General features: G+C 40.7%; 14 protein-coding genes. 12 read left to right on the top strand and 2 right to left on the bottom strand.

The annotated features are described in order from the left end of the window. Positions 1–66: 66 nt before the first annotated feature. The gene (locus tag QQK05_RS12520) at positions 67–768 is read left to right on the top strand and encodes a 2OG-Fe(II) oxygenase (RefSeq protein WP_284299078.1); all 702 of its coding nucleotides are present in this window, start codon (positions 67–69) and stop codon (positions 766–768) included. 149 nt (positions 769–917) lie between these two features. Beyond that, complete coding sequence (locus QQK05_RS12515) at positions 918–1,781, top strand: YicC/YloC family endoribonuclease (RefSeq protein ID WP_284299076.1); 864 nt, start codon at positions 918–920, stop codon at positions 1,779–1,781. A gap of 113 nt (positions 1,782–1,894) precedes the next feature. On the opposite strand, the gene QQK05_RS12510 is transcribed toward QQK05_RS12515, so the two are convergent. Then, positions 1,895–2,725 carry a hypothetical protein gene (locus tag QQK05_RS12510; RefSeq protein ID WP_284299073.1) on the bottom strand — a complete coding sequence of 277 codons (831 nt, stop codon included), beginning with the start codon at positions 2,723–2,725 and terminating at the stop codon, positions 1,895–1,897. Between the two features lie 179 nt (positions 2,726–2,904). Here QQK05_RS12510 and QQK05_RS12505 point away from each other — a divergent pair, with 179 nt between their 5' ends. Together QQK05_RS12505 and QQK05_RS12500 are read left to right on the top strand one after the other, a co-directional pair. After that, on the top strand, positions 2,905–3,294 hold the full coding sequence (locus tag QQK05_RS12505; protein ID WP_284299071.1) for a hypothetical protein: 390 nt from the start codon (positions 2,905–2,907) through the stop codon (positions 3,292–3,294). A gap of 15 nt (positions 3,295–3,309) precedes the next feature. Beyond that, positions 3,310–4,044, top strand: a complete 735-nt coding sequence (locus QQK05_RS12500) for a 4'-phosphopantetheinyl transferase family protein (protein WP_284299069.1) — start codon at positions 3,310–3,312, stop codon at positions 4,042–4,044. Positions 4,045–4,052: 8 nt separating this feature from the next. Here the strand turns inward: QQK05_RS12500 and QQK05_RS12495 are convergent, their stop codons facing one another. Then, positions 4,053–6,104, bottom strand: coding sequence for a winged helix-turn-helix domain-containing protein (locus QQK05_RS12495; protein ID WP_284299067.1), 2,052 nt, complete (start codon positions 6,102–6,104; stop codon positions 4,053–4,055). Positions 6,105–6,474: 370 nt separating this feature from the next. Here QQK05_RS12495 and QQK05_RS12490 point away from each other — a divergent pair, with 370 nt between their 5' ends. The 8 genes from QQK05_RS12490 (at position 6,475) to QQK05_RS12455 (ending at position 12,704) form a co-directional block, all read left to right on the top strand. Further along, positions 6,475–6,696: a hypothetical protein gene (locus QQK05_RS12490; RefSeq protein WP_284299066.1), complete on the top strand. Its 222-nt coding sequence runs from the start codon at positions 6,475–6,477 to the stop codon at positions 6,694–6,696. Between the two features lie 63 nt (positions 6,697–6,759). Then, on the top strand, positions 6,760–8,004 hold the full coding sequence (locus tag QQK05_RS12485) for a hypothetical protein (protein ID WP_284299064.1): 1,245 nt from the start codon (positions 6,760–6,762) through the stop codon (positions 8,002–8,004). Then, complete coding sequence (locus tag QQK05_RS12480) at positions 8,004–9,266, top strand: arginase family protein (RefSeq protein ID WP_284299062.1); 1,263 nt, start codon at positions 8,004–8,006, stop codon at positions 9,264–9,266. Before QQK05_RS12485 ends, QQK05_RS12480 begins: the two co-directional genes overlap by 1 nt. After that, the gene (locus tag QQK05_RS12475; RefSeq protein ID WP_284299060.1) at positions 9,253–10,446 is read left to right on the top strand and encodes an LpxL/LpxP family acyltransferase; all 1,194 of its coding nucleotides are present in this window, start codon (positions 9,253–9,255) and stop codon (positions 10,444–10,446) included. Before QQK05_RS12480 ends, QQK05_RS12475 begins: the two co-directional genes overlap by 14 nt. After that, complete coding sequence (locus QQK05_RS12470; protein WP_284299058.1) at positions 10,436–10,858, top strand: glutaredoxin family protein; 423 nt, start codon at positions 10,436–10,438, stop codon at positions 10,856–10,858. The genes QQK05_RS12475 and QQK05_RS12470 overlap by 11 nt, the downstream gene beginning before the upstream one ends. Positions 10,859–10,918: 60 nt before the next feature. Beyond that, positions 10,919–11,047, top strand: a complete 129-nt coding sequence (locus QQK05_RS12465) for a hypothetical protein (RefSeq protein WP_284299056.1) — start codon at positions 10,919–10,921, stop codon at positions 11,045–11,047. A 48-nt stretch (positions 11,048–11,095) separates the two neighbouring features. Beyond that, on the top strand, positions 11,096–11,224 hold the full coding sequence (locus tag QQK05_RS12460) for a hypothetical protein (RefSeq protein WP_284299054.1): 129 nt from the start codon (positions 11,096–11,098) through the stop codon (positions 11,222–11,224). Positions 11,225–11,453: 229 nt separating this feature from the next. Continuing rightward, positions 11,454–12,704 (top strand): efflux RND transporter periplasmic adaptor subunit, encoded by a 1,251-nt coding sequence (locus tag QQK05_RS12455; RefSeq protein ID WP_284299052.1) that lies wholly within the window; start codon positions 11,454–11,456, stop codon positions 12,702–12,704. Positions 12,705–12,709 lie beyond the last annotated feature (5 nt).

The following is a 12,709-nucleotide window of genomic DNA, read 5'->3' as shown; positions in this document are numbered from 1 at the left end:
CTGGTGTTACTCGCCTTGTTAATATAAAGTTAACAGCCAGTAGAGCATCACAATAATAACAACACTATGCAGCACTTCATCGTTGAATTTAAACACGCCCTTTCATCAGATTATTGCCAACAGTTAGTAGAAAAATTCGAACAAGAGCCCAATAAGCAACAGGGGCGTATTGGTTCAGGTGTCGATACCAGCAAGAAAAACAGCACGGATATTCACCTTTCTACCTTGGCAAACTGGCAACAAGAGCACCAACAAATCAACGCCCTCGTGTTACAAGGCTTAGTTCAATATGTTAAAGCCTACCCGCATATTATTACCGGTGCGATTAGCCCTAGCATCCAAGACGAGAAAACGGGCAAACTCACAACCCTAACCCCTGAGATGATCCCGCAATTGCCCGAGAGTAAGCTCACATCAATCATTCAAAGTATTTTTGTTTTAGACGATATCAACATGCAAAAGTACGATGCAGGAAAAGGCAACTTTGGTCATTGGCATTCTGAGCATTACCCACACCCAACCGATGCCAATCAAAAGAGTTTGCATCGTACCCTGCTATGGCTCATATACTTAAATGATGTCCCAGAAGGTGGTGAAACCGACTTCTTGTATCAGCAAGCTAGCATAAAACCGACGACTGGCAGTTTAGTACTCTCGCCTTGTGGCTTCACCCATACTCATCGCGGTAGAACACCGATATCAAACGACAAATACGTATTAGCGTCTTGGGTAATGTATAAACCCGCTAACGAGCTTTATCGCGGATAAGCATTTTACCTTATTGTTAAAAAGTCGATAAACACATCAATTATCTGTAAACAGATTATTTAGTGCGGTGGTTTTACTAGCGACAACGTAACAGCTCAGGCATAATTCACTGGTTCATTCTTATAAAACTAATTAATAGGAAAGATTTTATGATCCATAGTATGACTGCCTTTGCTCGTGTTGAGGTAAAAGGTGACTGGGGTAACGCCGTGTGGGAAATCCGCAGTGTTAACCAACGATTTTTAGAAACTTACTTCCGCTTACCAGAGCAATTTCGTAGCTTAGAGCCGGTATTACGCGAACGTTTTCGCAAGCAATTAAATCGCGGCAAAGTTGAATGTGCATTGCGCTTCAACGCAAACCCTGCCGCAAAAAGCAATTTAACACTCAACCAGAATTTAGCGAACGAGTTAATCAAACACGCAAACTGGGTGAACGAGCAAACGTTAAATAGCCAAATTAACCCATTAGAAATTATGCGCTGGCCTGGTGTAATGGAAGCTGAAGAGTCAGACATGGACGCAATTCAAGCTGAAATTTTAGCGGGCTTTGATCAAGCGCTTAAAGACTTCATCGCCGCACGTGCAAGTGAAGGTAGCAACATGAAAGCGTTAATTGAACAACGCTTAGACGCGATTACAGAGCAAGCAAACAATGTAAAAGCCCACATGCCAGAAATTATTCAATGGCAACGTGACCGCATTATCGAAAAGTTCAACGACGCTGGCATTGAACCAGAGTCACAACGTTTAGAACAAGAGCTTGTATTACTTGCTCAAAAAATGGATGTAGATGAAGAAATCGACCGTTTATACAGCCACGTAAAAGAAACACAAAAGATCTTGAAAAAAGGTGGCCCACAAGGCCGTCGCTTAGACTTCATGATGCAAGAATTCAATCGTGAAGCTAACACCCTTGGCTCAAAATCAATTAATGCTGACATCACAGCCGCTGCGGTTGAATTGAAAGTATTAATCGAGCAAATGCGCGAGCAGATCCAGAATATTGAGTAGCACTCTTTCAATAAAGTTTATCTAATTCAATATGCCGGTGTGTATTCTCTTTGGCAGAAATCACAGAATAAAAAGGGGAGCTAATACTCCCTTTTTTAATTTAGAACGTTTACTTATTTTTTTGATAGCTCGTAAAAGTACGCTAATTCACCTGCGTAGTTAGATTTAACATACACTTCAAGGTTCGAATTTCCTTTTAATAGCTTGTTTGCCTGAGCGAGTTTTTCAACCACTCGTTTATCGTTATTATCATCAGCGTTAAAAGCAAATTGCTGATATCTTGCCTGCGCCAGTAATTCGAAAGCTGAAGCATCCTTAACAACAGAGTAAGATAACACGATGTTTTTAAATTGATCGGTTACTTGCTCAGGTCTCTCGCCCTCAGGCCAGTCATTATCTCTAGGAAATTTATCTCCTTGCTGATACTCAGGAATGTAGTACCGCACGGTTTTTTCCAAATCCGCAAGCGATTGAAGTAGGTTCAATGTACTTAACGCATGGTAACTCACCCCATCCCCTTCAGAAAACTCAGGATAATGGTTAATACTATTATACAGTTGATTAGAAAGTTCCCGCGTGTCGCGAATGTCGACATATTCAAAGTCATCAATAGACGGAAATCCATGGCGCCGCAACACGTCATATTCCGCTTTCGTTTTGAATGCCAAGATCCCAAACAGTCGGTCATTAAGCTGTTCATAGCGAGTCCTGTCGATATCATTTATGTCTTCTAAATACTCTTGAAATGTAAATTGAGAAACATTATCGACAACGGCCTTTAGATTGTCTTCATGATTTTGATGACTCACTATTTCGTGTTTAGTTTCTTCGACAGTGCTTCCCACCATGCTAGGCGCATTTAGCTTTACTGAGTCATTCATTTCAACAAAGAAAATCACACTTATGATCATGGCAAGTGTTAGCCATTTAGCTATCGTTTTCATTAGATAATCCCTTAATTCTAATTAGAATCCATTCCTTAACTTAAAACGGGCCCACAACGTTAACATAACTAATACAAATATAAAGACATCAGATATATCTCTATATATTTTTGTATGTTAATCATTGGATTATCTTCAGTTTTCGATTAGCCTATATTTGCTTCATGGAGAAAATTTAGATGGAATTAAACCTCAAGAAAACACTGGCCTTAATCTTTGCGATCCTTTTCGCCTTTACCTTATTCTGGTTTATCAAGTTTGGCACTTTCCTTTGGTTTGCTAGCTGGTTGGGTGGTGAGCTTTCAAAATCCAATCAGCAGATAATTACACAACAACAAAACGTTATTGCCGATCGTAAAAGAGAACAGCATGCCCTTGAGCGACAACGCGCTATCGCCAAACAACAAGATTATGCCCGCCGAACACAAATTTCGTTCGGCGATAACGCTAAAAAACTGTCGGCACAAGATAAAGCCTGTAATAACGCGATTTTGGCAGCGATGGCAGATAAATCAGTAAAAGCGAAGCAAGCGCAAAAAGACGCTTGTGCCCATAATATTCAACAGTAACACCTTCATTTATCTATGAATAACCAAGCATTACATAACGTTAATAACACGCTGATTTGCTACGCCGATATCACCAGTGATTGGTTTGCCAACCATTTGTGCTATTGGCAATCATTGTTGAATTCAGAGGAAAAAGTGCGGTTTGATGCGTTTAAAACTAAACAGCGCCAACAACAGTTTCTGCTTGGCCGCGTATTGCTTGCATATAGTCTGAATCAGTTAAATGAGCTGATAAATTTTACTCACTATGAAATGCCGAATTTCAATCAAATTCGTTTGGGGGATAATCTCTTTTATAAGTCTATTTCCCACGCGAAAAATTTGGTCGTTGTGGCATTAAGCTCAGTTGAACACAACCTAGGCGTTGATATTGAAGCGATTAAAAATCGCGACTTCAGGGGGCTTTCAGACGAGTATTTTTGTTCACAAGAAGTCAATACGTTGGATAACGTCGGCTGGACAGCCGAGAATTTTTATCGACTATGGACAGCAAAAGAAGCTTATACCAAGGTGACTCAATCAGGTATTAGTCATTCGTTATCACTTAATTTTTCAAAACTGCTAGCCGCACCTGATGAGCCAAAAACGTCAGAAGGCGTTGAATGCCAACGTTTGTACTTTTATCAGCACAACATGGAAAACCATATGCTAAGCATTGCTACAGAGCGAGCATCATCTATTTTTAGTGTGACACCGATCATGGTTCATTTGCGACCAGATACTTTACAGCAGTCTCGCCAAGGTATTTAACCCTTTAACTAGTCGAAGCTATAGCGTAACAATCGGTTTGCGGAAGGCTCACCGACACTAAATAAACACTTATTTTCAGCAACAATGTTTAGGCGAATACAATCCATTTTCATCACTTCTAATGTCTGGTTTGCGTCATCACTAATCGCGACTTTATTGATGGTGTCTTTTTGCTCTCGCATGTAGATGTGGTTGCCAAATACATCCCACTCTTCACCTACATGAGAGGAATTAGGCGTGTAAATCAAGGTATCTTGCGCGGCTTCATTGTACTGCCAAATGCCACTTGCATGATATTTTGAATAATAGAGCTTGCCTGCATCAATAACCGTTTTATACGCACCGTTTTCAAGCAGTACTTTGCTGGTTTGGCTTTCTTTTACGTACTGATATACCGTACTTTTGCCATCATCTTTTAAGCTATACAGTAAATCACCTTGCCAAAAGGCGGGTAGGCTACCACGGATCAATTGTGGGTTTACAATTTTACCCACAACATCAAATTCACCGAAAATAATACCTCGGTTTGTTTCAACGGCTATTTCGGTTTCGGCCTCATTAACCACGATACCTTCGATATGATACGAGGTATCAAAGCTCGAGATTTGCTCGTGCTTACCTGTGACTAAATTCTTCTGCCAAATCTGGTTGATACCCGTTTGGTTAGAGGCGTATAGCAACACCTGTCCATCATCAAGTAATAATGGCGAACGGGTTGATACACTGTCTATTTCGTTTAAGACCTGATGCTCGCCATTGCTAAAGTTCTCTAGCACAATTCTGTGGTTAAACTTATCGCCTTCAGTAAAGAAAAAGCCATTTTTAGCAAACGTTGGTGAGTATACAGGCCGTGTGATCACAAGTGGAATCACGTTTTTACGGCTATTCTCACTTAAAAAATCAATGCTTTTGAAGCGCCCTGTTTCATCTTTATAAACCACCTCGTCATCACCTAACGAGACAGAAAATAGCGGATAATCAACTTGCTTGTGCCAAATAGGCGAGTTGAGTTCAGTCGCTTTAAAAATTTGAATATCAGTATCAAACCAGTTATCGCTTGAAAGTGTTGCAACAAAATCTTTATTTGGGCTAACAAACAGACGATACGCTCCAGTGCCCGTGTTGCTATCTTTATGCAGCACTGTTTTTTCACCCGTATCAATGTCGATTTTTATTAATTGCTTCGGAATATTTATCGCTTCACTATCTGATACCAACAAGGTATTGCTGTCTAACACCACCAGTGCTCGACTTGGATCTTTTACGTTACAGCTACTTATTGGGCTGCCAATGTTATTTTCAGGCGATTTATAGATGTCGATTTTTCGAATAGAGCAATGGTCGCTGCTCGACATCACATATACGAGGGTTTCTTCATCTATCCAGGCAGGCGAAATTAAGTCGTAACCTTCCACTTTATGATGGCGGGTAAACTGGCTATTTAGCGATACTATTTTTAACGACCAACGCTCACCAGGAATTTGAGACGAATACACTAAGGTTTCACCATCAGGGTTCATGGTAGCGTCTTCTTTCAACGAGCCGTTATCCATCACCTCGTATACATAGGGTTGTGCAACCGAATCTTCTCGTGTGTCTTTGGACCACATCACACCAATCACAAGTAACGCAATAATTAACGTAGCAATCAGAAAATAAAGCGCTTTTAGGTTTGGCGCGGCTTGAATCACTGGGCTTGGTTCAGTGTTTTCTGGCAACTCTACAACGGGAGTTTGCTGTTCAACAATGGCACTACCAATATATTGGTAGCCTTCTCGAGGAATGGTTTTTATTAATGAGGCTAAATTATTTAAGTTATCGAGTTTTTTTCTCAGCGTAGAAATAACACGCGTTAGTGAATGTTCCATCACATATTGCGTATTCCACAGTTCCATCAACTCATTTTTTGAGATGGTTTTGCCCTGATGGCGAATGAAGTGTGAGAGCAGTTTTGACTCAAGATTATCGAGTGTGATCTCTCTCGTTTCATTGCCAACTTGATGCCTTAAGACATTAGAATTGACACAAAAAAAGCAGTCTTCGTGTATTAGATATTCCATCATCACACTCAAAAATAAGAATTTCGAACCCAATATTGAAGTATTAATTGAATTTTTCAAAGAATACCACATCTGACCAGCAGTCAAATAATTAAAATAATATCAGTAGCTTAAGTAACTTTATAAACTTTTATAAAGTAATTCAAGTGCAAATATTACCTTTCATTTCATCAACTATAAAGTTTTGTCAGACAAATAATCGCATTGTCAGTTCACACCGCAAACAAGTGTTGGCAACCGAAATCAAATTGACGCTCAGTTGCCTTTACTTAACCAAGCAAGTTTTACCAATAACAAATTTGGTTGAGTGGTTAACCAGCGGAAATGGCTAAAGCCAAAACTTAATACTAATAAATAAGGAACTGATGTCATGAAAAACAAAAATACTATTGCACAACATATCGTTTCATTAAAAAAAGGCGCTTTATCATTATTTGTTTGTAGCTTGTTTATTCCTACTGCAACAACAGCTGCTTCTGCTGAAGAGTTTACTTCACCGACACCACTAGGTGAGTTTGTAACTTCGTTATCAAAAGACCCAAATCGTTGTGTGAATTACCCACACTGCAAATTCAAAGGCGGCAAGATTTAACCCTAGGTTAATCATCCGTTATTACGTGCGCAATTTTGTCTAAGTTATAGGTCAAGGAATCACATGGAACAGTATCAAGTTTCTCCCGATATTTATATTGTCGAGAATGAAAACTCAACACCAGGAAAAGAGTTTTTCGTTAGCAAAGGCGCACGTAACTTTTATGTCAGCAAAGTCATTGCCGAATTACTAATGCTGTTAAAAGCTGGTAATAGCATTAGCGAGATCGTCGGCACACTGACACAAAACCATAAAGTCAAAGAAGAGCACGTTGTTTTTCTATTAGACAAAAAATTACCTGAACTTGGTTTAATTTCTCACGCAAATACCAAAGAGAAAACATCAGATTATTTCGAGCAGTACATTAAATTTGCCGTACCAGTATTAACTGAAAAGTTCGTGGTCGCCTCATCTTCTGCATTAAAGATTTTTTATAGCCCGGTGGTTGCAACCTTATCAATCATTTTATCACTCGTGGCATTTGCCATGTTATTTACTAGTGAACACTTTAGCGCATTGAGCTGGAATGCGGTTGTCGCATTTCCCATGTTATTCACACCAGAAGATTATGTCTGGCTCTACCTCATGGTTATTTGTAGCTACCTGATACATGAGCTAGGCCATACATCTGCCGGAGCACGCTACGGCGCAGGTATCGACAAAGTTGGTGTCGGTGTTTACCTCATCTTCCCTGTTTTTTACTCAGACATGTCAAAAGCATGGAGCTTATCAGTTGCTAAACGCACCGTTGTTAACGTGGGCGGCTCTTACTTTCAGTTTTTGTTTGCCGGTTGCATCGCTTTTTATGGCGCAATGACAGGTAGCCTAATTGCGGTATTCGCCATCTACATTATTTTAAACAGTACGATTTTAAATCTATCGCCATTCTTGCGCTTCGATGGCTACTGGATCTACAGCGACTTATTTAAATTGCCAAACTTGCGTCAAAAGTCGACTGAGTTAGTAACGGGGTTATTTACTGACAACGGTCAAAGCTTCCTAACTCGCGTTAAACAGGCACAAGCTGAACAACCGGCACTATTTTACTACGCAGTTGGCTCACTCTTTTTCTTAACCTTTATTTGCTACGTGCTGGCATCGCTAGGTATTGAAATCGTTAGCTCAGCCGCTGAAATTAAAGAAACACTGACAACACAAATGCTCGCTGCTCATTCTTTTGCAACTTACAGCATGGTTATTGGACGAATGGGTTACTTCTTTATCCTTGGCGTTGCCTACTGCGTCCTAGTCGTAAGAATGTGTAAAGCGTTACTTGGTATTTCTACATTAGTAAGAGGAGCTAAGTAATGACGCTGTCGACCTCAATCAAAAACGTGCTTGAACAATTCAAATTAAGCGATGCTATTTCAGTACTCGCACGAGATGAAGGCAAGTGCTTGGTGCGCCACAATATCACGCAAAAAGAGTTTGTTTTAGGTGCAAAAGAAGCACAAGTTGTGAAGTACTTCAGTGAGCACCAAGCACTACCAGAAGACGCAAATTCACACTTTGTTCAGCAGGTAATTAGCTACTTAAACGATAAAGCGATTTTAATTGGCAAAGACCAATCTTACCAAGACAGCTTAAACGTCTATAACCAGCCGTATAGCATCCTGGGACTTGGCGCAAATTTATATCAACTGAAAAACAACGATAGTTGTTTTGTTGGTGTGCCCTATAGCCGAGGCAATCAAATCAGTGGTGGTTGCGACAAGGCGACAAATGCTGCGAGAAGCTGGTTAAAAAGCCGAGGTGTTACCCATCAAAGTATGTCGAAAGAGCCAGATATTACTAAATATATCCGCATCGACAACACGGTAGATTTTAGTGGACTAAAAAGCAAAATCACCAACAAAACAATCTCTGATATCGGTGATTTCTATTTCTACCCATATGAAGACAACAGCAAAATCTTCAAACAACTCACGTTGCTGAGCAAGCACTTTAGCGAGCGTAATATCTCACCCATTTATTTTGGTGGTGATCACTCAATTACCTATCCAATTTTGAAAGGCATTGCAGCGCAACATGATGAGTTTTACTTAATTCACATTGATGCACATACCGACTTATACCAAACCCCGGTAGATGACATTTATGGCGAGCATTGCGTTAACCATCATGGCAATTTTCTGACGAAAAGCTTGAACGAACTGCCTGCTCTTAGCCATGTATTCCAATTTGGTATTCGTGGCATGAATAATTTAGGCACGCAAACGAACGACAGAATGACCACCTTTGGTATTAGAGACACGCTTAACGTACTTAGACAACAAAATATCAAGCAAGTATTAGGGCTGCCAGAGCACGCAAAAATTTACTTGTCGCTAGACATGGATGTACTAGACCCAACAGTATTTCCAGCCACAAACAGCCCGGTTGTTAGTGGCCTACAGTACCACGAGCTATTGACGTTATTGAGCCTGTTATTAGAAGACAGAACACTGATTGGGGCAGACATTGTCGAATTTAATCCAACCATCGATAACCAAGAAATTTGCCACCAGATTTTTTCTGAAACGCTGCTATTTCTCGCTAATTATGTAGGTGAACACCATGAGTCAAAGTAACCGAGCACAGGCGTTTATTAATAGCCGACGTGAATACATCCAAGAAAAAGCGCCAATGTATTACACCACAACACCTGGTGACATTCATCATCGTGAGCGTGTCGTCAACATGTCATCGGCAATGTTTAAATTCTTCGACTTCGCTCAAACCACGTTATCTGCCAATGCCATGGTCGATCGTGTGATTGAAAACCAAGTAAGCGCTGAATTTGATGTAAGTCATCTATATGCGCCAAAAAACAAAGCACTCCGCCCAGACATTTTGCGTGTCGAAAAAGCCTGGGATGAACAAATCACGCCACAAGCTAACCGCATTTATTGCAGCTATCACTTGGGTTCATACCGACTTATTGTGGGCTATTTACTGTCAAAAGGTGTCGATGTCGCGTTATTAGTTACTGATGACGTTATGCAACAACAAATTGAACGTATTTATGACTTTCATCAAGAGATCTGCACGAAAGAGCCGTTTGGCAAGCTAACGTTTTTCAATGCAGAGTCCTTCAACGGTATTAGCGATGCAGTCGACTTCTATCAAGCGGGTGGCTCGTTACTCATCTACATCGATGGTAACTCGGGTATTGGCGGCATGGGCAGAAATGATAACCGCTTACTTACGGTTGACTTTCTTAACCGTCAAATCAAAGCAAGAAAAGGTGTCGCGTTTTTATCTCGCGTACTAATGGCTGACATTTTCCCAGTATTCGTTCGCAACAACGACGACGGCACGCGTTCGCTCATTACATCAACGCCGATTAAGCCAAATCGTGCTATTGCCAAGTCCGAGTACATTGAGCAAACCACCAAGCACTTATTCGACATTTTGGCTCGTGAGATTAATCGTGAGCCAGAAAGCTGGGAAGGCTGGCTGTATATTCACAAGGTCACTTGTACGCCTCAACATCCAGAGCACCAGCAATTACAGGCACCAACACAACAAGATATCGACCCGTTTGCGCTCTATTTTAACGACAACGCATTTGCGTTGCTGCAGTACCCAGGCGCAACCGTGTTACTCAATATTCGCCAATTTAAATTTCATGTGTTGTCGGCCACAGCCGTTCGCGCAATTCGCTTTGTTCGTGAAAAACAAAATGTATTGCACGTCGTGAAACAAAATCTAGTTGAAGAGCTAATCCGTAGCCGCATTATTTTGCAAGGAGCTTCAAATGAACAGTAAACCATTAATTTACGGTGCTTTTCTTACCGTTTTAGCGATAGGTACCGCGTTTTCAATCTACAAGTTCAGTCAAAAGACTGAGGTGAAAAATGGCGTGGTGGAAATCGATAACCGTCAAGCCTTTAGCACTCAAGCTGAAGTCACTGCGATTTTGTACGGTAAAACTACCTGCCCATACTGCAAGCAAGCAGTGGCAGAGCTCGATCGCCAAGGCATCAAATATATCTACAAAAACATTAAAGACTCGAAAGAGGCGCTTAATGAGTTTGCCGCGCTAGACGGTAACGCTATTCCACTGCTTATTACCCGCAAATTGCGCATCACAGGTTTCGACCCTCAGTGGTATTCAAAAGCCGTGCTAGTAGACAGTGATTTATCAGAATTTGCCCCAACGGGCACCCAGAATTTGTAGCAAATCCTTGCTGCGAATAACGCTCAATAATGAGCACTATAACTTAAAAAGGAAATAACTATGTCAGAAAACAACATGGACATCCAAATCGTTAACGAATCTGAATTAATGATTGAAGAAATCGAAGTTGAAGAGCTAGAGCAACGCTTAGAAATGAGCTGCACACGCTGCTGTATTTCAGCTAACTAATCAGAACTTTTAACCAATACAAATTAACAATAAACAAGGAAAAACAAAATGTTAGATAACAACCAAGAATTAAAAGACGTAAATGAAAATGAATTAATTGTTGCTGAAATTGAAGTTGAAGAACTTGAGCAACGTTTAGAGATGAGCTGTACACGTTGTTGTATCGAGCTTAACTAATAGGGCTGAATCCTATTAGGGCACATTGCAATGTAGAGAACGCCGAAGTAGTGGAGGCTGCTAAAGCCTATCGCTACAGGCAGTAACGGTAAGTTTATCGGCACAAACATGGACACATTCCATGAGCCGTTATCAACACTGTACATCTGCAATGTGCGCTCACTGATGAGCTGCCTCTCGGGGCAGCATCCATCAAAAAGTACTAATTATCAAAGAAGAGAATACCAAAGTGGACGTATATAAAAAGAAAGCGAATAACAAGAAACCGCGATTTATCAAAATCGCAGGCGTACTTGCAGCTATTGGCGCTTGCTTTACCTTAGTATCGTTTACTCATAATTTGTCTCCCCAAATTGACCTGAATAAGGTTCAAGTAGCCAATGTTGAGTATGGATCTTTAGAGGTCAAAGTATCAGCATTCGGCAGCATAAAATCAGATCGTATTAATGTTATCTCAAACTATGTCGACGGCATCGTAACCGAAGTTTTTGTTCAAAACGGCGACTATGTTGAGCAAGGCCAAACTATCCTGAAATTAACCAACCTAGAGCTTCAAAACATTGTTGATGAACTCTCTTGGGGATTAGAAGAGCTTGAATCACAACATCAAGAACTTGTATTAAAAAACAAAGCATTACTGATCAAAGAAGAATTCGCATTATTCGAGATTAAAAAGCAACTCGATATCAGTAAGCTCAATTTAGACGCACAAGAGAAGCTGCTTAAGCTTGATAACGTTGTCTCTAAGATTGACTACGAAGAAACCAAATTAAATAACACCATGCTCAATAGCCAATATGAGTTGGCACAAGCAAAGTATGAGCATTTAAAAGAGCAAATTGCCTCTACTCGCTTAGCGCATTTAGCCAAGATCAAAAAGAACCAAAAAATTCTTGCTCGCTCGCAAAAGCAAGTTGAAGACCTTACCGTCACTGCCGCATTTAGCGGTCACCTGGACCAATTTGATTTAGAAGTAGGTCAGCAACTTATGAAAGGCGTGAAGGTTGCTCGCATCATAGGTAAAGAGGGCTTTTACGCAGAACTTAACGTGCCGGAATACAACGTCAATACCATCGAAGTAGGCCAAGAGGCCGTGGTAGAAACACGAGGTCATGTATTTGAAGGCAAAGTTACGCGAATTTCACCGTCGGTTACTGACGGTAATGTAAAAGTGAATGTCAGCATTCATCAATCAGGCAACGCCGCACCAAAACTAGAGCAAACAGTAGAAGGCCAAATTATCACGAAAAGCATCGACGCGACTTACTTCGTGAAAAAGCCAATCTACGCACGTGAAAACATCACCACTATGGCTTTTGTTAGCCGCGATTCAGACGCTCACTACAGTCGATTCCCCGTCAGTTTTGGCGAACTATCAAACGAATATATTGAGATTCGCTCGGGTGTAGAAGTTAACGACAAGATATTGATTTCAGATATCAGCGAGTACGCCAACCATCAGCAGCTAGAGATCAACTAATAGGA

Origin of the sequence: Thalassotalea loyana, assembly GCF_030161435.1 — a bacterium.
GTDB lineage: Bacteria > Pseudomonadota > Gammaproteobacteria > Enterobacterales > Alteromonadaceae > Thalassotalea_G > Thalassotalea_G loyana.
Note: the sequence above shows the minus strand (reverse complement) of the source record. Positions and strands in the feature narration are given on the sequence as shown.